The sequence below is a fragment of the Enterobacter ludwigii genome, assembly GCF_001750725.1.
In the GTDB taxonomy this organism is placed as follows: Bacteria; Pseudomonadota; Gammaproteobacteria; order Enterobacterales; family Enterobacteriaceae; genus Enterobacter; species Enterobacter ludwigii.
Genome location: NZ_CP017279.1, coordinates 2,830,093 through 2,853,979, shown reverse-complemented (window position 1 = coordinate 2,853,979; position 23,887 = coordinate 2,830,093). Strand labels below are relative to the sequence as shown.

30 protein-coding genes, 1 tRNA gene, 2 rRNA genes and 1 pseudogene are annotated in these 23,887 nt (G+C 51.4%); 28 read left to right on the top strand and 6 right to left on the bottom strand.

The window, feature by feature from the left end; all coding sequences use genetic code 11:
* Nucleotides 1-4 precede the first annotated feature (4 nt).
* From rplX to BH714_RS13280, 19 genes and pseudogenes are all read left to right on the top strand, one after another.
* The gene (gene rplX / locus BH714_RS13370) at nucleotides 5-319 is read left to right on the top strand and encodes a 50S ribosomal protein L24 (RefSeq protein ID WP_000729185.1); all 315 of its coding nucleotides are present in this window, start codon (nucleotides 5-7) and stop codon (nucleotides 317-319) included.
* 14 nt (nucleotides 320-333) lie between these two features.
* On the top strand, nucleotides 334-873 hold the full coding sequence (rplE, locus tag BH714_RS13365; protein WP_001096206.1) for a 50S ribosomal protein L5: 540 nt from the start codon (nucleotides 334-336) through the stop codon (nucleotides 871-873).
* A gap of 14 nt (nucleotides 874-887) precedes the next feature.
* Nucleotides 888-1,193, top strand: a complete 306-nt coding sequence (rpsN, locus tag BH714_RS13360; protein WP_003863291.1) for a 30S ribosomal protein S14 — start codon at nucleotides 888-890, stop codon at nucleotides 1,191-1,193.
* A gap of 30 nt (nucleotides 1,194-1,223) precedes the next feature.
* Nucleotides 1,224-1,616, top strand: a complete 393-nt coding sequence (rpsH, locus tag BH714_RS13355) for a 30S ribosomal protein S8 (protein WP_006178918.1) — start codon at nucleotides 1,224-1,226, stop codon at nucleotides 1,614-1,616.
* 12 nt (nucleotides 1,617-1,628) lie between these two features.
* Entirely contained in the window at nucleotides 1,629-2,162 is a 534-nt protein-coding gene (gene rplF, locus BH714_RS13350) for a 50S ribosomal protein L6 (RefSeq protein WP_003863296.1), read from the top strand.
* 9 nt (nucleotides 2,163-2,171) lie between these two features.
* The gene (rplR, locus tag BH714_RS13345; protein ID WP_013099023.1) at nucleotides 2,172-2,525 is read left to right on the top strand and encodes a 50S ribosomal protein L18; all 354 of its coding nucleotides are present in this window, start codon (nucleotides 2,172-2,174) and stop codon (nucleotides 2,523-2,525) included.
* 14 nt (nucleotides 2,526-2,539) lie between these two features.
* Entirely contained in the window at nucleotides 2,540-3,040 is a 501-nt protein-coding gene (gene rpsE, locus BH714_RS13340; RefSeq protein ID WP_003863299.1) for a 30S ribosomal protein S5, read from the top strand.
* A 6-nt stretch (nucleotides 3,041-3,046) separates the two neighbouring features.
* Nucleotides 3,047-3,226 (top strand): 50S ribosomal protein L30, encoded by a 180-nt coding sequence (gene rpmD / locus BH714_RS13335; RefSeq protein WP_003863301.1) that lies wholly within the window; start codon nucleotides 3,047-3,049, stop codon nucleotides 3,224-3,226.
* Nucleotides 3,227-3,229: 3 nt separating this feature from the next.
* Nucleotides 3,230-3,664, top strand: coding sequence for a 50S ribosomal protein L15 (rplO, locus tag BH714_RS13330; RefSeq protein WP_003863304.1), 435 nt, complete (start codon nucleotides 3,230-3,232; stop codon nucleotides 3,662-3,664).
* Nucleotides 3,665-3,671: 7 nt separating this feature from the next.
* Nucleotides 3,672-5,003 (top strand): preprotein translocase subunit SecY, encoded by a 1,332-nt coding sequence (gene secY, locus BH714_RS13325; protein ID WP_014171896.1) that lies wholly within the window; start codon nucleotides 3,672-3,674, stop codon nucleotides 5,001-5,003.
* Nucleotides 5,004-5,034: 31 nt separating this feature from the next.
* Complete coding sequence (rpmJ, locus tag BH714_RS13320) at nucleotides 5,035-5,151, top strand: 50S ribosomal protein L36 (protein ID WP_000868187.1); 117 nt, start codon at nucleotides 5,035-5,037, stop codon at nucleotides 5,149-5,151.
* Between the two features lie 146 nt (nucleotides 5,152-5,297).
* On the top strand, nucleotides 5,298-5,654 hold the full coding sequence (rpsM, locus tag BH714_RS13315; RefSeq protein WP_003863308.1) for a 30S ribosomal protein S13: 357 nt from the start codon (nucleotides 5,298-5,300) through the stop codon (nucleotides 5,652-5,654).
* 16 nt (nucleotides 5,655-5,670) lie between these two features.
* The gene (rpsK, locus tag BH714_RS13310) at nucleotides 5,671-6,060 is read left to right on the top strand and encodes a 30S ribosomal protein S11 (RefSeq protein WP_003863312.1); all 390 of its coding nucleotides are present in this window, start codon (nucleotides 5,671-5,673) and stop codon (nucleotides 6,058-6,060) included.
* Nucleotides 6,061-6,092: 32 nt separating this feature from the next.
* The gene (rpsD, locus tag BH714_RS13305) at nucleotides 6,093-6,713 is read left to right on the top strand and encodes a 30S ribosomal protein S4 (protein ID WP_004868345.1); all 621 of its coding nucleotides are present in this window, start codon (nucleotides 6,093-6,095) and stop codon (nucleotides 6,711-6,713) included.
* 25 nt (nucleotides 6,714-6,738) lie between these two features.
* A complete protein-coding gene (locus tag BH714_RS13300) occupies nucleotides 6,739-7,728 on the top strand; it encodes a DNA-directed RNA polymerase subunit alpha (protein WP_002919219.1) in 990 nt (329 codons plus the stop codon).
* Nucleotides 7,729-7,768: 40 nt separating this feature from the next.
* A complete protein-coding gene (gene rplQ, locus BH714_RS13295) occupies nucleotides 7,769-8,155 on the top strand; it encodes a 50S ribosomal protein L17 (protein ID WP_001216372.1) in 387 nt (128 codons plus the stop codon).
* 107 nt (nucleotides 8,156-8,262) lie between these two features.
* Nucleotides 8,263-8,631 carry a DnaJ family domain-containing protein gene (locus BH714_RS13290; protein ID WP_040018175.1) on the top strand — a complete coding sequence of 123 codons (369 nt, stop codon included), beginning with the start codon at nucleotides 8,263-8,265 and terminating at the stop codon, nucleotides 8,629-8,631.
* A 2-nt stretch (nucleotides 8,632-8,633) separates the two neighbouring features.
* Complete coding sequence (gene zntR, locus BH714_RS13285) at nucleotides 8,634-9,056, top strand: Zn(2+)-responsive transcriptional regulator (protein ID WP_014171894.1); 423 nt, start codon at nucleotides 8,634-8,636, stop codon at nucleotides 9,054-9,056.
* 57 nt (nucleotides 9,057-9,113) lie between these two features.
* Nucleotides 9,114-9,439 (top strand): annotated as a pseudogene (locus tag BH714_RS13280) (alternative ribosome-rescue factor A).
* Here BH714_RS13280 and mscL read toward each other — a convergent pair.
* The 5 genes from mscL to def all read right to left on the bottom strand — a co-directional run bounded on the left by mscL (nucleotide 9,330) and on the right by def (nucleotide 14,110).
* On the bottom strand, nucleotides 9,330-9,743 hold the full coding sequence (mscL, locus tag BH714_RS13275) for a large-conductance mechanosensitive channel protein MscL (RefSeq protein ID WP_014171892.1): 414 nt from the start codon (nucleotides 9,741-9,743) through the stop codon (nucleotides 9,330-9,332). The pseudogene BH714_RS13280 and the gene mscL sit on opposite strands and share 110 nt — an antisense overlap.
* Nucleotides 9,744-9,889: 146 nt before the next feature.
* Complete coding sequence (gene trkA / locus BH714_RS13270; protein ID WP_014171891.1) at nucleotides 9,890-11,266, bottom strand: Trk system potassium transporter TrkA; 1,377 nt, start codon at nucleotides 11,264-11,266, stop codon at nucleotides 9,890-9,892.
* A gap of 22 nt (nucleotides 11,267-11,288) precedes the next feature.
* Nucleotides 11,289-12,575, bottom strand: a complete 1,287-nt coding sequence (rsmB, locus tag BH714_RS13265) for a 16S rRNA (cytosine(967)-C(5))-methyltransferase RsmB (protein WP_040018172.1) — start codon at nucleotides 12,573-12,575, stop codon at nucleotides 11,289-11,291.
* Between the two features lie 52 nt (nucleotides 12,576-12,627).
* A complete protein-coding gene (gene fmt, locus BH714_RS13260; protein WP_014171889.1) occupies nucleotides 12,628-13,575 on the bottom strand; it encodes a methionyl-tRNA formyltransferase in 948 nt (315 codons plus the stop codon).
* Between the two features lie 25 nt (nucleotides 13,576-13,600).
* Nucleotides 13,601-14,110, bottom strand: coding sequence for a peptide deformylase (def, locus tag BH714_RS13255; protein WP_008503479.1), 510 nt, complete (start codon nucleotides 14,108-14,110; stop codon nucleotides 13,601-13,603).
* A 128-nt stretch (nucleotides 14,111-14,238) separates the two neighbouring features.
* Between def and dprA the strand changes: the two genes are divergently transcribed.
* From dprA to BH714_RS13225, 6 genes are read left to right on the top strand one after another with little or no spacing between them, the layout of a single operon-like run.
* The gene (gene dprA, locus BH714_RS13250; RefSeq protein WP_040018168.1) at nucleotides 14,239-15,363 is read left to right on the top strand and encodes a DNA-protecting protein DprA; all 1,125 of its coding nucleotides are present in this window, start codon (nucleotides 14,239-14,241) and stop codon (nucleotides 15,361-15,363) included.
* Nucleotides 15,335-15,808, top strand: coding sequence for a DUF494 family protein Smg (gene smg / locus BH714_RS13245; protein ID WP_014171887.1), 474 nt, complete (start codon nucleotides 15,335-15,337; stop codon nucleotides 15,806-15,808). The genes dprA and smg overlap by 29 nt, the downstream gene beginning before the upstream one ends.
* Nucleotides 15,809-15,834: 26 nt before the next feature.
* Nucleotides 15,835-16,392 carry a DNA topoisomerase family protein gene (locus BH714_RS13240; protein ID WP_040018167.1) on the top strand — a complete coding sequence of 186 codons (558 nt, stop codon included), beginning with the start codon at nucleotides 15,835-15,837 and terminating at the stop codon, nucleotides 16,390-16,392.
* On the top strand, nucleotides 16,382-16,954 hold the full coding sequence (tsaC, locus tag BH714_RS13235) for an L-threonylcarbamoyladenylate synthase type 1 TsaC (protein ID WP_020882978.1): 573 nt from the start codon (nucleotides 16,382-16,384) through the stop codon (nucleotides 16,952-16,954). Before BH714_RS13240 ends, tsaC begins: the two co-directional genes overlap by 11 nt.
* Nucleotides 16,955-16,958: 4 nt before the next feature.
* The gene (aroE, locus tag BH714_RS13230; RefSeq protein ID WP_025202893.1) at nucleotides 16,959-17,777 is read left to right on the top strand and encodes a shikimate dehydrogenase; all 819 of its coding nucleotides are present in this window, start codon (nucleotides 16,959-16,961) and stop codon (nucleotides 17,775-17,777) included.
* Nucleotides 17,774-18,022, top strand: a complete 249-nt coding sequence (locus BH714_RS13225; RefSeq protein WP_014171883.1) for a DUF1488 family protein — start codon at nucleotides 17,774-17,776, stop codon at nucleotides 18,020-18,022. The genes aroE and BH714_RS13225 overlap by 4 nt, the downstream gene beginning before the upstream one ends.
* Here the strand turns inward: BH714_RS13225 and BH714_RS13220 are convergent.
* On the bottom strand, nucleotides 17,998-18,552 hold the full coding sequence (locus tag BH714_RS13220; RefSeq protein ID WP_040018166.1) for a gamma carbonic anhydrase family protein: 555 nt from the start codon (nucleotides 18,550-18,552) through the stop codon (nucleotides 17,998-18,000). The two genes, BH714_RS13225 and BH714_RS13220, sit on opposite strands and share 25 nt — an antisense overlap.
* A gap of 472 nt (nucleotides 18,553-19,024) precedes the next feature.
* Here BH714_RS13220 and BH714_RS13215 point away from each other — a divergent pair.
* The 3 genes from BH714_RS13215 to BH714_RS13205 all read left to right on the top strand — a co-directional run bounded on the left by BH714_RS13215 (nucleotide 19,025) and on the right by BH714_RS13205 (nucleotide 23,825).
* Nucleotides 19,025-20,565, top strand: a 16S ribosomal RNA gene (locus tag BH714_RS13215).
* Between the two features lie 85 nt (nucleotides 20,566-20,650).
* A tRNA-Glu gene (locus tag BH714_RS13210) sits at nucleotides 20,651-20,726 on the top strand.
* A 192-nt stretch (nucleotides 20,727-20,918) separates the two neighbouring features.
* Nucleotides 20,919-23,825, top strand: a 23S ribosomal RNA gene (locus tag BH714_RS13205).
* Together the 16S and 23S rRNA genes with 1 tRNA gene alongside form the textbook arrangement of a ribosomal RNA operon.
* Nucleotides 23,826-23,887 lie beyond the last annotated feature (62 nt).

The window sequence follows — 23,887 nt, the reverse complement described above, 5'->3', positions numbered from 1 at the left end:
AATCATGGCAGCGAAAATCCGTCGTGATGACGAAGTTATCGTGTTAACCGGTAAAGATAAAGGTAAACGCGGTAAAGTAAAAAATGTCCTGTCTTCCGGCAAGGTCATTGTTGAAGGTATCAACCTGGTTAAGAAACATCAGAAGCCGGTTCCGGCCCTGAACCAACCAGGCGGCATCGTTGAAAAAGAAGCTGCTATTCAGGTTTCTAACGTTGCAATCTTCAATGCGGCAACCGGCAAGGCTGACCGTGTAGGCTTTAGATTCGAAGACGGGAAAAAAGTCCGTTTCTTCAAGTCTAACAGCGAAACTATCAAGTAATTTGGAGTAGTACGATGGCGAAACTGCATGATTACTACAAAGACGAAGTAGTTAACAAACTCATGACTGAGTTTAACTACAATTCTGTCATGCAAGTCCCTCGGGTCGAGAAGATCACCCTGAACATGGGTGTTGGTGAAGCGATCGCTGACAAGAAACTGCTGGATAACGCAGCAGCTGACCTGACAGCAATCTCCGGTCAAAAACCGCTGATCACCAAAGCACGCAAATCTGTTGCAGGCTTCAAAATCCGTCAGGGCTATCCGATCGGCTGTAAAGTAACTCTGCGTGGCGAACGCATGTGGGAGTTCTTTGAGCGCCTGATCACTATTGCTGTACCACGTATCCGTGACTTCCGTGGCTTGTCCGCTAAGTCTTTCGACGGTCGTGGTAACTACAGCATGGGTGTCCGTGAGCAGATCATCTTCCCAGAGATCGACTACGATAAAGTCGACCGCGTGCGTGGTTTGGATATTACCATTACCACTACTGCGAAATCTGATGAAGAAGGCCGTGCTCTGCTGGCTGCCTTTGACTTCCCGTTCCGCAAGTAAGGTAGGGTTACTGAATGGCTAAGCAATCAATGAAAGCACGCGAAGTAAAACGCGTAGCTTTAGCTGATAAATTCTTCGCTAAACGCGCTGAACTGAAAGCGATCATTTCTGATGTGAACGCTTCCGACGAAGATCGTTGGAATGCGGTTCTCAAGCTGCAGTCTCTGCCGCGTGATTCCAGCCCGTCTCGTCAGCGTAACCGCTGTCGTCAAACAGGTCGTCCACATGGTTATGTGGGCAAGTTTGGGTTGAGCCGTATCAAACTGCGTGAAGCCGCCATGCGCGGTGAAGTACCAGGCTTGAAAAAGGCTAGCTGGTAATTACCAATTGAATCACGGGAGTAAAGACAGATGAGCATGCAAGATCCGATCGCGGATATGCTGACCCGTATCCGTAACGGTCAGGCCGCGAACAAAGTTGCGGTCACCATGCCTTCCGCCAAGCTGAAAGTGGCAATTGCCAACGTGCTGAAGGAAGAAGGTTTTATCGAAGATTTTAAAGTTGAAGGCGACACCAAGCCGGAACTGGAACTTACTCTCAAGTATTTCCAGGGTAAAGCTGTTGTAGAAAGCATTCAGCGTGTCAGCCGCCCAGGTCTGCGCATCTATAAGAAAAAAGATGAGCTGCCTAAAGTTATGGCTGGTCTTGGTATCGCAGTTGTTTCTACCTCTAAAGGTGTTATGACTGATCGTGCAGCGCGCCAGGCTGGTCTTGGTGGCGAAATTATCTGCTACGTAGCCTAATCGGAGGAAAGAATGTCTCGTGTTGCTAAAGCACCGGTCGTTATTCCTGCCGGCGTTGATGTAAAAATCGACGGTCAGGTTATTACGATCAAAGGTAAAAACGGCGAGCTGACTCGTACCCTCAACAAAGCTGTTGAAGTTAAACATGCAGATAATGCTCTGACCTTCGGTCCACGTGATGGTTTCGTGGATGGATGGGCTCAGGCTGGTACCGCGCGTGCCCTGCTGAACTCAATGGTTGTTGGTGTTACCGAAGGCTTCACTAAAAAGCTTCAACTGGTTGGTGTAGGTTATCGTGCAGCTATCAAAGGGAATGCAGTAGGCCTGTCTCTGGGCTTCTCACACCCTGTTGAGCATCCGCTGCCGGCCGGTATCACTGCAGAATGTCCGACCCAGACTGAAATCGTGCTGAAAGGCGCTGATAAACAGCTGATCGGTCAGGTTGCAGCAGATCTGCGCGCCTACCGTCGTCCTGAGCCTTATAAAGGCAAGGGTGTTCGTTACGCCGACGAAGTCGTGCGTACCAAAGAGGCTAAGAAGAAGTAAGGTAACACTATGGATAAGAAATCTGCTCGTATCCGTCGTGCGACCCGCGCACGCCGCAAGCTCAAAGAGCTGGGTGCAACTCGCCTGGTGGTACATCGTACCCCGCGTCATATTTACGCACAGGTCATTGCACCAAACGGTTCTGAAGTTCTGGTAGCTGCTTCTACTGTAGAAAAAGCTATTGCAGAGCAATTGAAGTACACCGGTAACAAAGACGCCGCTGCAGCTGTAGGTAAAGCTGTTGCAGAACGCGCTCTGGAAAAAGGCATCAGCAATGTTTCCTTTGACCGTTCCGGGTTCCAATATCATGGTCGTGTCCAGGCACTGGCAGATGCTGCCCGTGAAGCTGGCCTTCAGTTCTAAGGTAGAGGTGTAAGATGGCTCACATCGAAAAACAGGCTGGCGAACTGCAGGAAAAGCTGATCGCGGTTAACCGCGTATCTAAAACCGTTAAAGGTGGTCGTATTTTCTCCTTCACAGCTCTGACTGTAGTTGGCGATGGTAACGGTCGCGTTGGTTTTGGTTACGGTAAAGCGCGTGAAGTTCCAGCAGCGATCCAGAAAGCGATGGAAAAAGCCCGTCGCAATATGATTAACGTCGCGCTGAACAACGGTACCCTGCAGCACCCAGTTAAAGGTGTTCACACGGGTTCTCGTGTATTCATGCAGCCAGCTTCAGAAGGTACCGGTATCATCGCCGGTGGTGCAATGCGCGCCGTTCTGGAAGTTGCTGGGGTTCATAACGTTCTGGCTAAAGCATACGGTTCCACCAACCCGATTAACGTGGTTCGTGCAACTATTGATGGCCTGGAAAATATGAATTCTCCAGAAATGGTCGCTGCCAAGCGTGGTAAATCCGTTGAAGAAATTCTGGGGTAATTGACCATGGCAAAGACTATTAAAATCACTCAAACCCGCAGTGCAATCGGTCGTCTGCCGAAACACAAGGCAACGCTGCTTGGCCTGGGTCTGCGTCGTATTGGTCATACCGTTGAGCGTGAGGATACTCCCGCTGTTCGTGGTATGGTCAACGCGGTTTACTTCATGGTTAAAGTTGAGGAGTAAGAGATGCGTTTAAATACTCTGTCTCCGGCCGAAGGCTCTAAAAAGGCGGGTAAACGCCTGGGTCGTGGTATCGGTTCTGGCCTCGGCAAAACCGGTGGTCGTGGTCACAAAGGTCAGAACTCTCGTTCTGGCGGTGGCGTACGTCGCGGTTTCGAGGGTGGCCAGATGCCACTGTACCGTCGTCTGCCGAAGTTCGGCTTCACTTCTCGCAAAGCAGCGATTACAGCGGAAATCCGTCTGTCTGACCTGGCGAAAGTTGAAGGCGGCGTTGTAGACCTGAACACGCTGAAAGCGGCAAACATTATCGGTATCCAGATCGAGTTCGCGAAAGTGATCCTGGCTGGTGAAGTTTCTACTCCGGTAACTGTTCGTGGCCTGCGTGTTACTAAAGGTGCTCGTGCTGCTATCGAAGCCGCTGGCGGTAAAATTGAGGAATAAGTAGCAGATGGCTAAGCAACCGGGATTAGATTTTCAAAGTGCCAAAGGTGGATTTGGCGAGCTGAAACGCAGACTGCTGTTTGTTATCGGCGCGCTGATTGTGTTCCGTGTTGGCTCTTTTATTCCGATCCCTGGTATCGATGCCGCTGTACTTGCCAAACTGCTTGAGCAACAGCGAGGCACCATCATTGAAATGTTTAACATGTTCTCTGGTGGTGCTCTCAGCCGTGCTTCTATCTTCGCTCTGGGTATCATGCCGTATATTTCGGCATCGATTATTATCCAGCTGCTGACGGTCGTTCATCCGGCCCTGGCAGAACTGAAGAAAGAAGGGGAGTCTGGACGTCGTAAGATAAGCCAGTACACCCGTTACGGCACTCTGGTGCTGGCAATATTCCAGTCGATCGGTATTGCTACCGGTCTGCCGAATATGCCTGGTATGCAGGGCCTGGTATTAAACCCAGGCTTTGCATTCTATTTCACCGCTGTTGTAAGTCTGGTCACAGGAACAATGTTCCTGATGTGGCTCGGCGAACAGATTACTGAGCGTGGTATCGGTAACGGTATCTCAATCATTATCTTCGCTGGTATTGTTGCGGGGCTCCCGCCAGCCATTGCCCACACTATCGAGCAAGCGCGTCAAGGCGACCTGCACTTCCTCCTGTTGCTGTTGGTTGCAGTATTAGTATTTGCAGTGACGTTCTTTGTTGTCTTCGTTGAACGTGGTCAACGCCGCATTGTGGTGAACTACGCTAAGCGTCAACAAGGTCGTCGTGTCTATGCTGCACAGAGCACACATTTACCGCTGAAAGTGAACATGGCGGGGGTTATCCCGGCTATCTTCGCTTCCAGTATTATTCTGTTCCCGGCAACCATCGCGTCATGGTTCGGGGGCGGTACTGGTTGGAACTGGCTGACAACAATTTCGCTGTATTTGCAGCCTGGGCAACCACTTTATGTGTTACTCTATGCGTCTGCGATCATCTTCTTCTGTTTCTTCTACACGGCGTTGGTTTTCAACCCGCGTGAAACAGCAGATAACCTGAAGAAGTCCGGTGCATTTGTACCAGGAATTCGTCCGGGAGAGCAAACGGCGAAGTATATCGATAAAGTAATGACTCGCCTGACTTTGGTTGGTGCGCTTTATATTACTTTTATCTGCCTGATCCCGGAGTTCATGCGTGATGCAATGAAGGTACCGTTCTACTTCGGTGGGACCTCACTGCTTATCGTTGTTGTCGTGATTATGGACTTTATGGCTCAAGTGCAAACTCTGATGATGTCCAGTCAGTATGAGTCTGCATTGAAGAAGGCGAACCTGAAAGGCTACGGCCGCTAAATGGTCGCCTGAGAAGTTACGGAGAGTAAAAATGAAAGTTCGTGCTTCCGTCAAGAAATTATGCCGTAACTGCAAAATCGTTAAGCGTGATGGTGTCATCCGTGTGATTTGCAGTGCCGAGCCGAAGCATAAACAGCGCCAAGGCTGATTATTTCGCATATTTTTCTTGCAAAGTTGGGTTGAGCTGGCTAGATTAGCCAGCCAATCTTTTGTATGTCTGTACGTTTCCATTTGAGTATCCTGAAAACGGGCTTTTCAGCATGGTGCGTACATATTAAATAGTAGGAGTGCATAGTGGCCCGTATAGCAGGCATTAACATTCCTGATCAGAAACATGCTGTGATCGCATTAACTTCGATCTATGGCGTCGGCAAGACCCGTTCCAAAGCCATTCTGGCTGCAGCGGGTATCGCTGAAGATGTTAAGATCAGTGAGCTGTCTGAAGAACAAATCGACACGCTGCGTGACGAAGTTGCCAAATTTGTCGTTGAAGGTGATCTGCGCCGTGAAATCAGCATGAGCATCAAGCGCCTGATGGATCTTGGTTGCTATCGCGGTTTGCGTCATCGTCGTGGTCTGCCAGTGCGCGGTCAGCGTACTAAGACCAACGCACGTACCCGTAAGGGTCCGCGCAAACCGATCAAGAAATAATCGGGGTGATTGAATAATGGCAAAGGCACCAGTTCGTGCACGTAAACGTGTAAGAAAACAAGTCTCTGACGGCGTGGCTCATATCCATGCTTCTTTCAACAACACCATCGTTACTATTACTGATCGTCAGGGTAACGCTTTGGGTTGGGCAACAGCCGGTGGTTCCGGTTTCCGTGGTTCTCGCAAATCCACTCCGTTTGCAGCTCAGGTTGCAGCAGAGCGTTGCGCAGAAGCCGTAAAAGAATACGGCATCAAGAATCTGGAAGTTATGGTTAAAGGTCCGGGTCCGGGTCGTGAATCTACTGTTCGCGCTCTGAACGCCGCTGGTTTCCGCATCACGAATATTACTGATGTGACTCCGATCCCTCATAACGGTTGTCGTCCGCCGAAAAAACGTCGCGTATAACGCTCGTTTTTTAGGTTAGTTGGAGATAGAAAATGGCAAGATATTTGGGTCCTAAGCTCAAGCTGAGCCGTCGTGAGGGCACCGACTTATTCCTTAAGTCTGGCGTTCGCGCGATCGATACCAAGTGTAAAATTGAACAAGCTCCTGGCCAGCACGGTGCGCGTAAACCGCGTCTGTCTGACTATGGTGTGCAGTTGCGTGAAAAGCAAAAAGTTCGCCGTATGTACGGTGTGCTGGAGCGTCAGTTCCGTAACTACTATAAAGAAGCAGCACGTCTGAAAGGCAACACAGGTGAAAACCTGCTGGCTCTGCTGGAAGGTCGTCTGGACAACGTTGTTTACCGTATGGGCTTCGGCGCGACTCGTGCTGAATCACGCCAGTTGGTTAGCCATAAAGCAATCATGGTAAACGGTCGTGTTGTTAACATCGCTTCTTATCAGGTTAAAGCGAATGACGTTGTTAGCATTCGTGAGAAAGCGAAAAAGCAATCTCGCGTGAAAGCCGCTCTGGAGCTGGCTGAGCAGCGTGAAAAGCCAACCTGGCTGGAAGTTGATGCTGGCAAGATGGAAGGTACGTTCAAGCGTCAGCCAGAACGTTCTGATCTGTCTGCGGACATTAACGAACACCTGATCGTCGAGCTTTACTCCAAGTAAAGCTTAGTACCAAAGAGAGGACACAATGCAGGGTTCTGTGACAGAGTTTCTAAAACCGCGCCTGGTAGATATCGAGCAAGTGAGTTCGACGCACGCCAAGGTGACCCTTGAGCCTTTAGAGCGTGGCTTTGGCCATACTCTGGGTAACGCACTGCGCCGTATTCTGCTCTCATCGATGCCGGGTTGCGCGGTGACCGAGGTTGAGATTGATGGTGTACTTCATGAGTACAGCACCAAAGAAGGCGTTCAGGAAGATATCCTTGAAATCCTGCTCAACCTGAAAGGGCTGGCGGTGAGAGTTCAGGGTAAAGATGAAGTTATTCTTACTCTGAATAAATCTGGCATTGGCCCTGTGACTGCAGCCGACATCACCCACGACGGTGATGTTGAAATCGTCAAGCCGCAGCACGTGATCTGCCACCTGACCGATGAGAACGCAGCGATTAGCATGCGTATCAAAGTTCAGCGCGGTCGTGGTTATGTGCCGGCTTCTGCCCGAATTCATTCGGAAGAAGATGAGCGCCCAATCGGCCGTCTGCTGGTCGACGCATGCTACAGCCCTGTAGAGCGTATTGCCTACAATGTTGAAGCAGCGCGTGTAGAACAGCGTACCGACCTGGACAAGCTGGTCATCGAAATGGAAACCAACGGCACAATCGATCCTGAAGAGGCGATTCGTCGTGCGGCAACCATCCTGGCAGAACAACTGGAAGCTTTCGTTGACTTACGTGATGTTCGTCAGCCGGAAGTGAAAGAAGAGAAACCAGAATTCGATCCGATCCTGCTGCGCCCTGTTGACGATCTCGAATTGACTGTCCGCTCTGCTAACTGCCTCAAGGCAGAAGCTATCCACTATATCGGTGATCTGGTACAGCGTACCGAGGTTGAGTTGCTGAAAACGCCGAACCTGGGTAAAAAATCTCTTACCGAGATTAAAGACGTGCTGGCTTCACGTGGTCTGTCTCTGGGCATGCGCCTGGAAAACTGGCCACCAGCAAGCATTGCTGACGAGTAACCGGATCACAGGTTAAGGTTTTACTGAGAAGGATAAGGTCATGCGCCATCGTAAGAGTGGTCGTCAACTGAACCGCAACAGCAGCCATCGCCAGGCTATGTTCCGCAACATGGCAGGTTCACTGGTTCGTCATGAAATCATCAAGACGACCCTGCCTAAAGCGAAAGAGCTGCGTCGCGTAGTTGAGCCGCTGATTACTCTTGCCAAGACTGACAGCGTTGCAAATCGTCGTCTGGCATTCGCCCGTACTCGTGATAACGAGATCGTGGCAAAACTGTTTAACGAACTGGGTCCGCGTTTCGCGAGCCGTGCCGGTGGTTACACTCGTATTCTGAAGTGTGGCTTCCGTGCAGGCGACAACGCTCCGATGGCTTACATCGAGCTGGTTGATCGTTCAGAATCTAAAGCAGAAGCTGCTGCAGAGTAATCTGTAGTAACGTAAAAAAACCCGCTTCGGCGGGTTTTTTTATATCCGCTGAATCCCCACTTCTCTACAATATCTGTATCTTTTCTGTTCATCTTCTGGAGTTATTCATGTGGTTGCTCGACCAGTGGGCAGAACGCCATATCAGCGATGCTCAGCGAAAAGGCGAATTTGATAACCTTGCGGGACGCGGTGAGCCGTTAGTGCTTGATGATGATTCGCATGTTGCCCCTGAATTACGGGCCGGATATCGCTTACTCAAAAATGCCGGTTGTTTACCACCGGAACTGGAGCAGCGTAAAGAGGCCATGCAACTGGCTGACCTGCTGAAAGGGATTCGCAAGGATGATCCCAGCCACCGTGAAATTAGCAGTCGACTGGCTCTCATCGAACTCAAAATGCGTCAGGCCGGAATGAGCACAGACTTTTTGCACGGTGAGTACAGTGACAGGCTAATGCAGAAAATAAATGAGGAATAACCATGTACCGTATCGGTGAACTTGCCAGGCTTGCTAACGTAACGCCGGACACTATCCGCTATTACGAAAAGCAGCAGATGATTGATCACGAGGTTCGTACTGAAGGTGGATTTCGACTCTATACCGATCATGACCTGCAGCGCTTACGGTTTATCCGCTACGCTCGCCAGCTCGGTTTCACGCTGGACTCGATCCGCGAGTTACTTTCGATCCGCATCGATCCTGAACACCATACTTGCCAGGAGTCGAAGAGCATCGTACAGGCAAGGCTTGATGAAGTTGAAGCGCGTATACAGGAACTGCAGACCATGCAGCGTTCTCTGCAACGGTTGAATGACGCCTGCTGCGGTACAGCTCATAGCAGTATTTATTGTTCAATTCTTGAAGCCCTTGAACAGGGGGCCAGTGGAACCCAGGGCTGTTGATTTTTACTTCATCCGGGACTAGACTCCCGTCGACATACACCATGCTCAGGAGAAATTATGAGCCGCTATCAGCATACGAAAGGGCAAATTCAGGACAATGCCATTGAGGCACTGCTCCACGACCCGCTTTTCAGGCAGCGTATTGAGACGAATAAAAAAGGAAAAGGGAGTTATTTACGAAAAGGGAAACATGCAAAACGGGGTAACTGGGAGGCCAGTGGCAAGCAAGCGAATCGCTTTTTTACCACTGGCCTTCCTTTTTTCAACGCCTGATTAAGAGCGGTTATTTTGCTCTTTCAACAGATCGCGAATTTCAGTCAATAACACTTCTTCTTTTGTCGGAGCAGGCGGCGCAGCCGGTTCTTCAGCCTTTTTACGGTTAAGCTTATTGATAAGCTTGATAGCCATAAAAATGGCGAACGCCACGATCACGAAATCAAATATGTTCTGAATGAAAACGCCATAATGCATAACAACGGCAGGGACATCCCCCTGTGCATCCCGAAGCGTCACGGCAAACTGTTTAAAATCAATGCCCCCGATTAACAGCCCGAGGGGAGGCATAATAATGTCGGCTACCAGTGATGAAACGATCTTACCGAACGCTGCACCGATAATGACACCCACTGCCAGATCCACCACATTCCCGCGCATCGCAAATTCGCGAAATTCTTTAACTAAACTCATTTTCTTCTCCTTGAGCCAACTGACGATTATAAGTTTAACAAATGATTAGTTAATTTCCATTGGGGATAATTAATCGTTATGAAAAATAAAAGGCATGGGAATAAGAGGGTTAATAATCAGGTGCTCTTTTATAAGCACCTGAGTGATTACAGGAAGAATGGACTTGGCTGGAATAAACGTTCGACGTCGGTAATAAACTTTTTATCGGTAAGGAACATAATGACGTGGTCGCCTTGCTCGATACGTAAATTATCATTCGCAATCATCACGTCGTTTCCACGCACCACGGCACCAATAATTGTTCCCGGTGGCAGTTTAATTTCATCGATAGCGCGGCCCACAACGCGTGATGTGGTTTCATCACCATGAGCAACGGCCTCAATGGCTTCAGCCACACCGCGGCGAAGGGAAGATACGCCAACAATATCCGCCTTACGAACATGGCTCAGCAGGGCTGAAATGGTTGCTTGCTGCGGTGATATCGCGATATCAATAACGCTTCCCTGCACGAGGTCAACGTAGGCGCGGCGTTGAATAAGCACCATGACCTTTTTTGCCCCCATACGTTTGGCGAGCATGGCGGACATAATGTTCGCCTCGTCGTCGTTAGTGACAGCAATAAACAGATCAACTTGATCAATATGCTCTTCTGCCAGCAGCTCTTGATCAGAGGCATCGCCATAAAACACGATGGTGTTTTGCAGCTTTTCAGCCAGCTCAGCCGCGCGCTGTTGATCGCGCTCGATCAACTTCACGCTGTAGTCTTTTTCCAGCCGGTGCGCCAGTCCCGCGCCGATATTACCACCGCCAACGAGCATAATGCGTTTATACGGTTTTTCGAGACGCTGCAGTTCGCTCATTACCGCGCGAATATGCTGAGATGCCGCGATGAAGAAGACTTCATCACCTGCCTCGACTATGGTTGAACCCTGTGGGCGAATTGGCCTGTCATGGCGGAAAATGGCTGCAACGCGGGTATCAATATGCGGCATATGCTCACGCATGGTGGAGAGCGCATTACCGATCAATGGGCCGCCGTAATAGGCCTTAACGACCGCCAGGCTCACTTTACCTTCGGCGAAGTTCACCACCTGCAGCGCACCAGGATATTCGATCAGGCGGTAGATATTGTCGATAACCAGCTGTTCTGGAGCGATAAGATGGTCGATAGGGACCGCTTCGGAATTAAACAGCTTCTCTGCATCCCGGACATAGTCCGGGGAGCGGATGCGCGCGATCCGGTTCGGCGTGTTGAACAGCGAATAGGCCACCTGACATGCCACCATGTTGGTTTCGTCAGAACTGGTCACCGCAACCAGCATGTCAGCATCGTCGGCGCCCGCTTCACGCAGGACACGCGGGTGCGAGCCATGACCTTGCACGACGCGAAGGTCAAATTTGTCCTGTAAAACACGCAGCCGATCGCCATTGGTATCGACAATCGTGATGTCATTATTTTCGCCAACAAGGTTTTCAGCCAGCGTCCCACCAACCTGTCCGGCACCCAGAATGATTATCTTCATATCTCGTGACCTGTTCTCAACATCACTCTTTGATTAGCTTAGCGTAAAAGAAGCCATCACCTTCTTCAGCGGCCGGCAGATTCTGCAGGCCTGGGCATTCAGGCGTGCCCGTGTCGTGTAGCACTGCATCCGGGGTACGTTTAAGGAAGGCTGCAATCTGCTGACTGTTTTCTTCCGGAAGGACCGAACAGGTCGCATAGACCAGCGTGCCTCCTGGCTTCAGGTGTGGCCAAATGGCATCAAGAATGTCGGATTGCAGTTGGGTCAGTTCCTTGATATCGCGATCGCGACGCAACCACTTGATATCCGGGTGGCGACGAATAACGCCGGTTGCCGAGCAGGGAGCATCCAGCAAGATGCGATCGAATTGCGTTTCACCACACCATTCTGCGGGTTTGCGGCCATCGCCTTGCTTAACCTGCGCTTTCATTCTCAGGCGCTTAAGGTTGTCATAGACGCGTGAAAGACGCTGCTCATCGACATCCACGGCCATGACGTTTGCCTGAGGAGCCACTTCCAGAATATGCGTCGTCTTACCGCCTGGCGCGGCGCAGAGATCGAGGATGTGCTCGCCGTTTTTAGGTTCCAGCCAGGCCATGCAGCCCTGCGCGGAAGCATCTTGTACGGTCACCCAGCCTTCATCAAAACCAGGTAAAGCATGTACCGGAGCAGGAGAGGCTAAACGCACAGCGTCAGGATATGCTTCATGTGTGAAGCCGCTCATTCCAGCCTCTTCCAGTAAAGCCAGCCAGGCGTCGCGCGTATGGTGATTACGGTTGACGCGTAACCACATCGGCGGACGCTGATTATTCGCGTCGGCAATTGCCTGCCACTGCTCTGGCCAGGCTTTTTTAAGGCGATTCAGGAGCCAGTCAGGATGCAGATAACGTGCTTCACTTTGCCCGAACTCAGCCAGAAGCTCTTCCTGCTGTCGCTGGAACTGGCGCAAAACGCCATTAATCAACCCTTTCAGCATAGGACGTTTAATCACAACGGCACCTTCCACTGTCTCAGCCAGTGCGGCATGAGGCGGGATACGCGTGTGAAGAAGCTGATAGAAGCCAACCATAATCAAATAATGCACGGTGCGCTGCTTGCCGGTCATTGGACGTGACATCAGCTTATTAACCAGCCACTCGAGCTGAGAAAGCGTGCGCAGGACGCCAAAACAGAGCTCCTGAAGCAGGGCTTTGTCTTTGTCGGACACTTTTTGCTGCAAAGCTGGCAGGATATTGCTCAATGACTGGCCCTGCTCGACAACCTGCTCAACGGCCTGAGCCGCCATACTGCGTAAATTTTGTTTTTTCATAACCGTAAAAATAAAAATGCCCGGAAACACCGGGCGCTAAAATTAAATGAGGTCAGGCAAGGCGATTGCCCGGGATAAACCATTCGCGACGAGAATTTAACAAATCCTGTGCGCTCATCGCCTTCTTACCCGCAGGTTGTAGCGATTCCAGATTCAGGATCCCTTGTGCGGTAGCTACCTGAATACCGTTCTTGCTGGCGTCGATAATCGTACCGGGCTCAGCCGTTGTGTGACCGTCAATAAGGGAGGCTTTCCAGACTTTCACCGGCTGCTCGTCGATAACCATCCAGCTCATCGGCCATGGATTAAAGGCGCGAATGCAGCGTTCAAGTTGAGCCGCTGACAGAGACCAGTCAATCCGGGCTTCTTCTTTACTCAGTTTTTCAGCGTAAGTGACCAGCGCTTCATCCTGAACTTCAGGTTTCGCCGTATTATTCGCAATCTGCTGGAGGGTTTCAATCAGCCCTTGCGGGCCAAGCTCTGCCAGCTTGTCATACAGGGTGGCACTGGTATCCTCGGCCGTAATGGGGCAGGCCAGTTTATAAAGCATGTCACCGGTGTCTAAACCTACATCCATCTTCATGATTGTGACGCCCGTTTCAGCATCACCCGCCCATAAAGAGCGCTGAATAGGTGCTGCCCCACGCCAGCGTGGAAGCAGAGAACCATGCACGTTAATGCAACCCAGGCGAGGCATATCAAGCACAGCTTTTGGCAGAATTAAACCGTAAGCCACCACCACCATTACATCGGCATTCAGGTCAGCGACAAGCTGCTGGTTTTCCTGAGGGCGCAAGGATGCTGGCTGGAAAACAGGTAACCCATGCTCTTCTGCCAGCACCTTAACAGGACCTGGCATCAGTTTTTTACCACGGCCAGCCGGGCGATCCGGTTGGGTAAACACGCCAACAACCTGGTGGCCAGAAGATAACAGCGCGTCAAGATGACGCGCTGCAAAATCAGGGGTTCCCGCGAAGATAATACGTAGTGATTTAGACACGATGATCCTTGTATCCGGGGGGACGTTATGCGCGAGAACGCAAACGATCCAGTTTCTCTACTTTCTGACGAATTCGTTGCTGCTTCAGCGGCGAGAGATAATCGATAAACAGTTTACCGACCAGATGATCCATCTCATGCTGAATACAGATCGCCAGCAGGTCGTCAGCTTCCAGTTCGAACGGATTGCCGTCACGATCCAGGGCGCGAATTTTCACTTTTTCGGCGCGCGGCACTAAAGCACGCTGTTCCGGAATAGACAGACAACCTTCCTCAATACCTGTTTCGCCACTCTTCTCGAGCAGCTCAGGATTGATTAACACCAGGCGGCCATCGCGATTTTCAGATACGTCGATCACGATAATACGCTTGTGAATGTCGACCTGAGTGGCCGCAAGACCAATACCTTCTTCGGCGTACATGGTATCGAACATATCATCAACGATACGCTGAATTTCTGCATTCACTTCTTTTACCGGTTCAGCGACGATGCGAAGGCGCTCGTCCGGAATATGTAACACTTGCAAAACTGCCATAAATTTCCAGAGTCGTGTTCAGGAGTTGATAAGAATATTATCTCCTATTCTAGACAAAACCCCCATCGATTGACAGCATCAGTGACCAATCGCAATGATTGCGGAGGCCGCTTATGGCAGGGGAAAGGATGACGTCGACTGAGTTATGGCTACGGTTAATACACACCGGTTCTCTTTATGGCGATGTGATGCTGGAAGCGGCAGCACGATTGCACAACCAGACAACCATTGATGGTCCTGTTGTCAGAGACGCCGGTCTGTCTGTCAAACAGGCTGCACGGTTCTTTGCGCTCAGAGAACGTGAGCTGGAAAGTAGCCTGCTCTGGCTTGAGCAGCCGGGTAACTATCTGATCACGGCGGATCATCCCCTTTATCCCCCCTTACTCCGGACGATCCCGGATTATCCAGGCGCAGTCTTTGTTAAAGGCAACCCTAATGTACTGAATGCAGTTCAACTGGCGGTTGTTGGCAGCCGCGCGCCGTCATGGTACGGCGAGCGATGGGGAAAAATTCTCTGTGAACAGCTTTCTCAAAGTGGTTTAACGATCACCAGCGGGCTGGCCTGCGGAATTGACGGTGTCGCCCACAACGCTGCGCTATCGGCAAAAGGGCGTAGCGTCGCGGTGCTGGGTAACGGTCTCTTTAGTATTTATCCTCGTCGGCATCAGGCGCTGGCTGCGCGGCTTATCGATTCTGGTGGCGCGATAGTGTCTGAGTTTCCGCTGTCAGCGCAGCCCCGGCCGGGACACTTCCCCCGGCGTAATCGAATTATCAGCGGGCTAAGTCAGGGGGTGTTCGTGGTTGAAGCAGCGGTACGCAGCGGTTCGCTTGTGACCGCACGGTGCGCGCTTGAGCAGGGGCGAGACGTGTTTGCCTTACCCGGCCCAATTGGTAACCCGGGATGCGAAGGGCCGCACTGGCTGATAAAGCAGGGTGCAACACCGGTAACGGAAGTCAGGGACATTCTTGAAAATTTGCAATATGGATTGCAATGGCTGCAGGAAGATCCCGAAAAGCGACATTATTCATCAGATCAGGGAAAGGTGGCATTGCCATTTCCCAAGCTCCTGGCTAACGTAGGAGATGAGGTAACACCTGTTGACGTTGTCGCTGAACGTGCCGGCCAACCTGTGCCAGTTACGGTAGCACAGCTACTCGAACTGGAGTTAGCAGGATGGATCGCAGCTGTACCCGGCGGCTATGTCCGATTAAGGAGGGCAAGCCATGTTCGACGTACTGATGTATTTGTTTGAGACTTACATCCATAACGAAGCAGAAATGCGAGTGGATCAGGACAAATTGACACAGGATCTTACCGATGCGGGGTTTGAGCGGGAAGATATCTATAATGCGTTGATGTGGCTGGAAAAACTGGCTGATTATCAGGAAGGCCTCGCTGAACCGATGCAGTTAGCTTCTGACCCATTGTCTGTGCGCATCTACACAGCTGAAGAGTGTGAAAGGCTGGACGCGAGCTGCCGGGGGTTCATTTTATTCCTTGAGCAGATTCAGGTGCTAAACCTCGAAACGAGAGAGATGGTGATAGAGCGCGTTATGGCGCTGGATACGGCAGACTTCGAACTGGAAGACCTCAAGTGGGTCATCCTGATGGTTCTGTTTAATATTCCAGGCTGTGAAAATGCCTATCAGCAAATGGAAGAATTACTCTTTGAAGTGAATGAAGGTATGCTGCATTAATTCAATGTGCAGCACCAAGAGTTGTTATGGCCAAATCAGCACTATTCACGGTGCATAAAAATGAGCCCTGCCCGCAGTGCGGGGCTGAACTTGTTATTCGGTCCGGGAAACACGGCCCGTTTCTCGGTTGTTCCCACTATCCGGAATGTGATTATGTCCGTCCCCTGAAAAGCCAGGCGGATGGACATATCGTCAAAATTCTGGAGGGACAGCTTTGCCCTCTTTGCGGCGGCGAGTTAGCGCTACGTCAGGGCCGTTTCGGCATGTTTATTGGCTGTAGCCACTATCCTGAATGTGAACATACAGAACAAATTGATAAACCTGATGAAACGGCTATTGCCTGTCCTCAATGCCAGCGTGGACAGCTCGTGCAGCGCCGTTCTCGTTTTGGTAAGACCTTTCATTCCTGCGATCGCTATCCTGAATGTCAGTTTGTTATCAATTTCAAACCGGTAGCGGGTGTCTGCTCTCATTGCAATTATCCGCTACTTATAGAGAAAAAAGCGGCGCAAGGTTTGAAACGCTTCTGCGCCAGTAAACAATGTGGAAAGCCGGTTCCGGCGGATCAAAACAGTGAAGAATAACCTGCCATCAGGCTCCATTGCTCATGCGGTGGATGTCCTGAAAAATGAAGAAGTCATCGCCTATCCAACTGAAGCTGTTTTTGGGGTCGGTTGCGATCCTGACAGCGAAACGGCCGTTGGCCGACTGCTCACACTTAAACAGAGGCCAGTCGAAAAAGGGCTTATTTTAATCGCTGCTAACTATGAGCAGCTTAAGCCTTATATCGATGATTCCATGCTAACGCCGGAGCAGCGGGAGACTATTTTCTCAGCATGGCCCGGCCCCGTGACCTTTGTTTTCCCGGCGAAGCCGACAACGCCGCGCTGGTTGACCGGGCGCTTTGATTCCCTCGCCGTGCGCGTAACGGACCATCCGCTGGTGGTCGAGCTTTGCCTGGCCTTTGGGAAACCACTGGTCTCAACCAGCGCGAATCTGACCGGGCAGCCACCTTGCCGCACAACCGACGAAGTACGGGCGCAGTTTGGGAATGATTTCCCGGTTGCCGTCGGTGAGACGGGAGGGCGCCTCAATCCGTCTGAAATCCGCGACGCCTTGACCGGCGAACGTTTTCGCCAGGGGTAATCCAATGGAAACCTATGCTGTTTTTGGTAATCCGATAGCACACAGCAAGTCACCGTTAATCCATCAACTGTTTGCCGAGCAACTGCAAATAAATCATCCCTATGGCCGCGTGCTGGCACCCGTTGATGCATTTATTCCTGCGCTGGAGGGTTTCTTCAACGCGGGTGGCAAAGGTGCGAATGTAACGGTACCGTTTAAAGAGGAAGCCTTCGAACGTGCGGATGAACTCACCGAGCGTGCTTCCCTTGCGGGTGCAGTGAATACCTTAAAACGGCTTGAGGATGGACGCCTGCTGGGAGATAACACTGACGGAATTGGGTTACTGAGCGATCTGGAAAGGCTCTCGTTTATTAAACCTGGTTTCAGGGTTCTGCTGATTGGTGCGGGCGGAGCGTCGCGGGGAGTATTGCTGCCTCTGCTGTCACTGGATTGCGCGGTGACCATTACAAACAGGACCTTCTCGCGGGCAGAAGCGCTGGCTGCGTTGTTCGCACATACCGGCAGCGTGAGCGCGGTCGCCCTGGATGAACTTGCCGATCGTGAGTTTGATCTGATCATCAACGCCACCTCCAGCGGTATCGGTGGTGACGTGCCGGCGATCCCTGCTTCGCTGGTAAGTGCCCATATTTACTTCTACGACATGTTCTATCAGAAAGGGAAGACACCTTTTTTGAACTGGTGTGAACAGCACGGCGGAAAACACGTAGCCGATGGGCTGGGAATGCTGGTGGGACAGGCAGCACACGCGGTGCTGCTCTGGCACGGTGTATTGCCTTTGGTCGAACCGGTCATTGAAAAGCTGAAAAGGGAGCTCACGGCGTGAATCAGGCAATTCATTTTCCGGACAGGGAAAGCTGGGACGAGAGTAAACAGGCGGTCTGTTTCCCGGTGCTGGTGCATGGAATGCAACTTACCTGTGCCATTCGTGGGGAAACGCTGTTGCGTCGCTTTGGTGGTTCAGACCCGTTAGAGGTGTTTTGTGAAAATCGCTGGGATCTTGAAGAGGAAGCCAGCGATTTAATCCGCGATCAGCAGGAAGACGATCAGGGTTGGGTCTGGGTATCCTGACTCAGATAGTCATTCTTCCATTTAACGTAGTTATTCGCCGAATATTTTAATCCTTCGATCTCTGCCTCCTTCAGGGGGCGGATCTGTTTTACCGGGCTTCCCAAATAGAGATAGCCGCTCTCCAGTCTTTTGTTCTGGGGAACAAGGCTGCCTGCGCCAATCATCACGTCATCTTCTACAATGACGCCATCCAGCAAAATCGACCCCATGCCAACAAGAACCCGATTACCAATAGTGCAGCCGTGAAGCATCACTTTATGGCCGACGGTGACATCTTCTCCAATGATGAGTGGATTGCCCTGGGGGTTATAGGAGGATTTGTGGGTTACGTGCAGAACGCTACCGTCCTGAATATTGGTGCGTGCACCAATGGTCACATGGTTTACATCCCCCCGGATGGCGACGAGCGGCCAGATACTGACGTCATCGGCCATTCGAACATCGCCGATGACCACGCTGCTGGCATCGATCATCACGCGATCGCCTTTTTGGGGGAAAAGATCTTTATAAGGACGTAATACTGCGGACATATCTACCTCGAACGATGAGCACTATATAGAAGACTTGATCATATTATTGGATCGAGGCAAGGCAAAAAGCGTCAATATTTAAGCATATTGGGTGGGATTTCAGCGAAAAGCGCGGAAAATCGACAGTTGGAAAAAAAGATCCAAAAAGTACTTGTGCTAAAAATTGGGATCCCTATAATGCGCCTCCATCGACACGGCGGATGTGAATCACTTCACAGTTAACCCGGTCGGTTGAAGAGAAAAAATCCTGAACTTCAGGGTTGACTCTGAAAGAGGAAAGCGTAATATACGCCACCTCGCGACGGTGAGCTGTAAGCCGCGTCGCAACTGCTCTTTAACAATTTATCAGACAATCTGTGTGGGCACTCAAAGTGACATGGATTCTTAACGTCCTCGGACGAAAAATGAATACCAAGTCTCTGAGTGAACATACGTAATTCATTACGAAGTTTAATTCACGAGCATCAAACTTAAATTGAAGAGTTTGATCATGGCTCAGATTGAACGCTGGCGGCAGGCCTAACACATGCAAGTCGAACGGTAGCACAGAGAGCTTGCTCTCGGGTGACGAGTGGCGGACGGGTGAGTAATGTCTGGGAAACTGCCTGATGGAGGGGGATAACTACTGGAAACGGTAGCTAATACCGCATAACGTCGCAAGACCAAAGAGGGGGACCTTCGGGCCTCTTGCCATCAGATGTGCCCAGATGGGATTAGCTAGTAGGTGGGGTAACGGCTCACCTAGGGCGACGATCCCTAGCTGGTCTGAGAGGATGACCAGCCACACTGGAACTGAGACACGGTCCAGACTCCTACGGGAGGCAGCAGTGGGGAATATTGCACAATGGGCGCAAGCCTGATGCAGCCATGCCGCGTGTATGAAGAAGGCCTTCGGGTTGTAAAGTACTTTCAGCGGGGAGGAAGGTGTTGTGGTTAATAACCGCAGCAATTGACGTTACCCGCAGAAGAAGCACCGGCTAACTCCGTGCCAGCAGCCGCGGTAATACGGAGGGTGCAAGCGTTAATCGGAATTACTGGGCGTAAAGCGCACGCAGGCGGTCTGTCAAGTCGGATGTGAAATCCCCGGGCTCAACCTGGGAACTGCATTCGAAACTGGCAGGCTAGAGTCTTGTAGAGGGGGGTAGAATTCCAGGTGTAGCGGTGAAATGCGTAGAGATCTGGAGGAATACCGGTGGCGAAGGCGGCCCCCTGGACAAAGACTGACGCTCAGGTGCGAAAGCGTGGGGAGCAAACAGGATTAGATACCCTGGTAGTCCACGCCGTAAACGATGTCGACTTGGAGGTTGTGCCCTTGAGGCGTGGCTTCCGGAGCTAACGCGTTAAGTCGACCGCCTGGGGAGTACGGCCGCAAGGTTAAAACTCAAATGAATTGACGGGGGCCCGCACAAGCGGTGGAGCATGTGGTTTAATTCGATGCAACGCGAAGAACCTTACCTACTCTTGACATCCAGAGAACTTAGCAGAGATGCTTTGGTGCCTTCGGGAACTCTGAGACAGGTGCTGCATGGCTGTCGTCAGCTCGTGTTGTGAAATGTTGGGTTAAGTCCCGCAACGAGCGCAACCCTTATCCTTTGTTGCCAGCGGTCCGGCCGGGAACTCAAAGGAGACTGCCAGTGATAAACTGGAGGAAGGTGGGGATGACGTCAAGTCATCATGGCCCTTACGAGTAGGGCTACACACGTGCTACAATGGCGCATACAAAGAGAAGCGAACTCGCGAGAGCAAGCGGACCTCATAAAGTGCGTCGTAGTCCGGATTGGAGTCTGCAACTCGACTCCATGAAGTCGGAATCGCTAGTAATCGTAGATCAGAATGCTACGGTGAATACGTTCCCGGGCCTTGTACACACCGCCCGTCACACCATGGGAGTGGGTTGCAAAAGAAGTAGGTAGCTTAACCTTCGGGAGGGCGCTTACCACTTTGTGATTCATGACTGGGGTGAAGTCGTAACAAGGTAACCGTAGGGGAACCTGCGGTTGGATCACCTCCTTACCTTAAAGAACCTGCCTTTGTAGTGTCCACACAGATTGTCTGATGAAAAGTAAATAGCAAGGCGTCTTGCGATTGAGACTTCAGTGTCCCCTTCGTCTAGAGGCCCAGGACACCGCCCTTTCACGGCGGTAACAGGGGTTCGAATCCCCTAGGGGACGCCACTTGCTGGTTCGTGAGTGAAAGTCACCTGCCGACATATCTCAAAACTCATCTTCGGGTGACGTTTGAGATATTTGCTCTTTAAAAATCTGGATCAAGCTGAAAATTGAAACGACACACATGTTATGTGTGTTCGAGTCTCTCAAATTTTCGCAAACCGGTGATGAATCGAAAGAAACATCTTCGGGTTGTGAGGTTAAGCGACTAAGCGTACACGGTGGATGCCCTGGCAGTCAGAGGCGATGAAGGACGTGCTAATCTGCGAAAAGCGCCGGCGAGGTGATATGAACCTTTGACCCGGCGATGTCCGAATGGGGAAACCCAGTGTGTTCCGACACACTATCGTTAACTGAATACATAGGTTAACGAGGCGAACCGGGGGAACTGAAACATCTAAGTACCCCGAGGAAAAGAAATCAACCGAGATTCCCCCAGTAGCGGCGAGCGAACGGGGAGCAGCCCAGAGTCTGAATCAGCTTGTGTGTTAGTGGAAGCGTCTGGAAAGTCGCACGGTACAGGGTGAAAGTCCCGTACACGAAAGCACACAGGCTGTGAACTCGAAGAGTAGGGCGGGACACGTGGTATCCTGTCTGAATATGGGGGGACCATCCTCCAAGGCTAAATACTCCTGACTGACCGATAGTGAACCAGTACCGTGAGGGAAAGGCGAAAAGAACCCCGGCGAGGGGAGTGAAAAAGAACCTGAAACCGTGTACGTACAAGCAGTGGGAGCCTCTTTTATGGGGTGACTGCGTACCTTTTGTATAATGGGTCAGCGACTTATATTCTGTAGCAAGGTTAACCGTATAGGGGAGCCGAAGGGAAACCGAGTCTTAACTGGGCGTTAAGTTGCAGGGTATAGACCCGAAACCCGGTGATCTAGCCATGGGCAGGTTGAAGGTTGGGTAACACTAACTGGAGGACCGAACCGACTAATGTTGAAAAATTAGCGGATGACTTGTGGCTGGGGGTGAAAGGCCAATCAAACCGGGAGATAGCTGGTTCTCCCCGAAAGCTATTTAGGTAGCGCCTCGTGAACTCATCTTCGGGGGTAGAGCACTGTTTCGGCTAGGGGGCCATCCCGGCTTACCAACCCGATGCAAACTACGAATACCGAAGAATGTTATCACGGGAGACACACGGCGGGTGCTAACGTCCGTCGTGAAGAGGGAAACAACCCAGACCGCCAGCTAAGGTCCCAAAGTCATGGTTAAGTGGGAAACGATGTGGGAAGGCACAGACAGCCAGGATGTTGGCTTAGAAGCAGCCATCATTTAAAGAAAGCGTAATAGCTCACTGGTCGAGTCGGCCTGCGCGGAAGATGTAACGGGGCTAAACCATGCACCGAAGCTGCGGCAGCGACGCTTATGCGTTGTTGGGTAGGGGAGCGTTCTGTAAGCCGTTGAAGGTGTCCTGTGAGGGGTGCTGGAGGTATCAGAAGTGCGAATGCTGACATAAGTAACGATAAAGCGGGTGAAAAGCCCGCTCGCCGGAAGACCAAGGGTTCCTGTCCAACGTTAATCGGGGCAGGGTGAGTCGACCCCTAAGGCGAGGCCGAAAGGCGTAGTCGATGGGAAACAGGTTAATATTCCTGTACTTGGTGTTACTGCGAAGGGGGGACGGAGAAGGCTATGTTAGCCGGGCGACGGTTGTCCCGGTTTAAGCATGTAGGCGGAGGTTCCAGGTAAATCCGGTTCCTTGTTAACGCTGAGGTGTGATGACGAGGCACTACGGTGCTGAAGTAACAAATGCCCTGCTTCCAGGAAAAGCCTCTAAGCATCAGGTAACATCAAATCGTACCCCAAACCGACACAGGTGGTCAGGTAGAGAATACCAAGGCGCTTGAGAGAACTCGGGTGAAGGAACTAGGCAAAATGGTGCCGTAACTTCGGGAGAAGGCACGCTGATATGTAGGTGAAGCCCCTGCGGGTGGAGCTGAAATCAGTCGAAGATACCAGCTGGCTGCAACTGTTTATTAAAAACACAGCACTGTGCAAACACGAAAGTGGACGTATACGGTGTGACGCCTGCCCGGTGCCGGAAGGTTAATTGATGGGGTTAGCGGCAACGCGAAGCTCTTGATCGAAGCCCCGGTAAACGGCGGCCGTAACTATAACGGTCCTAAGGTAGCGAAATTCCTTGTCGGGTAAGTTCCGACCTGCACGAATGGCGTAATGATGGCCAGGCTGTCTCCACCCGAGACTCAGTGAAATTGAACTCGCTGTGAAGATGCAGTGTACCCGCGGCAAGACGGAAAGACCCCGTGAACCTTTACTATAGCTTGACACTGAACACTGGTCCTTGATGTGTAGGATAGGTGGGAGGCTTTGAAGCGTGGACGCCAGTCTGCGTGGAGCCAACCTTGAAATACCACCCTTTAATGGCTGGTGTTCTAACGTAGACCCGTGATCCGGGTTGCGGACAGTGTCTGGTGGGTAGTTTGACTGGGGCGGTCTCCTCCCAAAGAGTAACGGAGGAGCACGAAGGTTAGCTAATCCTGGTCGGACATCAGGAGGTTAGTGCAATGGCATAAGCTAGCTTGACTGCGAGAGTGACGGCTCGAGCAGGTGCGAAAGCAGGTCATAGTGATCCGGTGGTTCTGAATGGAAGGGCCATCGCTCAACGGATAAAAGGTACTCCGGGGATAACAGGCTGATACCGCCCAAGAGTTCATATCGACGGCGGTGTTTGGCACCTCGATGTCGGCTCATCACATCCTGGGGCTGAAGTAGGTCCCAAGGGTATGGCTGTTCGCCATTTAAAGTGGTACGCGAGCTGGGTTTAGAACGTCGTGAGACAGTTCGGTCCCTATCTGCCGTGGGCGCTGGAGAATTGAGGGGGGCTGCTCCTAGTACGAGAGGACCGGAGTGGACGCATCACTGGTGTTCGGGTTGTCATGCCAATGGCACTGCCCGGTAGCTAAATGCGGAAGAGATAAGTGCTGAAAGCATCTAAGCACGAAACTTGCCCCGAGATGAGTTCTCCCTGAGACTTTAAGTCTCCTGAAGGAACGTTGAAGACTACGACGTTGATAGGTCGGGTGTGTAAGCGCAGCGATGCGTTGAGCTAACCGATACTAATGAACCGTGAGGCTTAACCTTACAACGCCGAAGATGTTTTGGCGATGAGAGACGATTTTCAGCTGATACAGATTAACAGAATT

Coding starts and splice junctions, on each gene's coding strand:
- rsmB (WP_040018172.1), bottom strand. CDS start 12,575: ATGAAAAAACAAAATTTACGCAGTATGGCGGCTCAGGCCGTTGAGCAG.
- BH714_RS13220 (WP_040018166.1), bottom strand. CDS start 18,552: ATGTCCGCAGTATTACGTCCTTATAAAGATCTTTTCCCCCAAAAAGGC.
- secY (WP_014171896.1), top strand. CDS start 3,672: ATGGCTAAGCAACCGGGATTAGATTTTCAAAGTGCCAAAGGTGGATTT.
- dprA (WP_040018168.1), top strand. CDS start 14,239: ATGACGTCGACTGAGTTATGGCTACGGTTAATACACACCGGTTCTCTT.
- rplO (WP_003863304.1), top strand. CDS start 3,230: ATGCGTTTAAATACTCTGTCTCCGGCCGAAGGCTCTAAAAAGGCGGGT.
- rplX (WP_000729185.1), top strand. CDS start 5: ATGGCAGCGAAAATCCGTCGTGATGACGAAGTTATCGTGTTAACCGGT.
- BH714_RS13300 (WP_002919219.1), top strand. CDS start 6,739: ATGCAGGGTTCTGTGACAGAGTTTCTAAAACCGCGCCTGGTAGATATC.
- rplR (WP_013099023.1), top strand. CDS start 2,172: ATGGATAAGAAATCTGCTCGTATCCGTCGTGCGACCCGCGCACGCCGC.
- rpmJ (WP_000868187.1), top strand. CDS start 5,035: ATGAAAGTTCGTGCTTCCGTCAAGAAATTATGCCGTAACTGCAAAATC.
- rpsH (WP_006178918.1), top strand. CDS start 1,224: ATGAGCATGCAAGATCCGATCGCGGATATGCTGACCCGTATCCGTAAC.
- rplE (WP_001096206.1), top strand. CDS start 334: ATGGCGAAACTGCATGATTACTACAAAGACGAAGTAGTTAACAAACTC.
- rplF (WP_003863296.1), top strand. CDS start 1,629: ATGTCTCGTGTTGCTAAAGCACCGGTCGTTATTCCTGCCGGCGTTGAT.
- rpsN (WP_003863291.1), top strand. CDS start 888: ATGGCTAAGCAATCAATGAAAGCACGCGAAGTAAAACGCGTAGCTTTA.
- trkA (WP_014171891.1), bottom strand. CDS start 11,266: ATGAAGATAATCATTCTGGGTGCCGGACAGGTTGGTGGGACGCTGGCT.
- mscL (WP_014171892.1), bottom strand. CDS start 9,743: ATGAGTTTAGTTAAAGAATTTCGCGAATTTGCGATGCGCGGGAATGTG.
- BH714_RS13290 (WP_040018175.1), top strand. CDS start 8,263: ATGTGGTTGCTCGACCAGTGGGCAGAACGCCATATCAGCGATGCTCAG.
- rpsD (WP_004868345.1), top strand. CDS start 6,093: ATGGCAAGATATTTGGGTCCTAAGCTCAAGCTGAGCCGTCGTGAGGGC.
- aroE (WP_025202893.1), top strand. CDS start 16,959: ATGGAAACCTATGCTGTTTTTGGTAATCCGATAGCACACAGCAAGTCA.
- BH714_RS13240 (WP_040018167.1), top strand. CDS start 15,835: ATGGCCAAATCAGCACTATTCACGGTGCATAAAAATGAGCCCTGCCCG.
- rplQ (WP_001216372.1), top strand. CDS start 7,769: ATGCGCCATCGTAAGAGTGGTCGTCAACTGAACCGCAACAGCAGCCAT.
- smg (WP_014171887.1), top strand. CDS start 15,335: ATGTTCGACGTACTGATGTATTTGTTTGAGACTTACATCCATAACGAA.
- rpsE (WP_003863299.1), top strand. CDS start 2,540: ATGGCTCACATCGAAAAACAGGCTGGCGAACTGCAGGAAAAGCTGATC.
- zntR (WP_014171894.1), top strand. CDS start 8,634: ATGTACCGTATCGGTGAACTTGCCAGGCTTGCTAACGTAACGCCGGAC.
- rpsK (WP_003863312.1), top strand. CDS start 5,671: ATGGCAAAGGCACCAGTTCGTGCACGTAAACGTGTAAGAAAACAAGTC.
- def (WP_008503479.1), bottom strand. CDS start 14,110: ATGGCAGTTTTGCAAGTGTTACATATTCCGGACGAGCGCCTTCGCATC.
- rpmD (WP_003863301.1), top strand. CDS start 3,047: ATGGCAAAGACTATTAAAATCACTCAAACCCGCAGTGCAATCGGTCGT.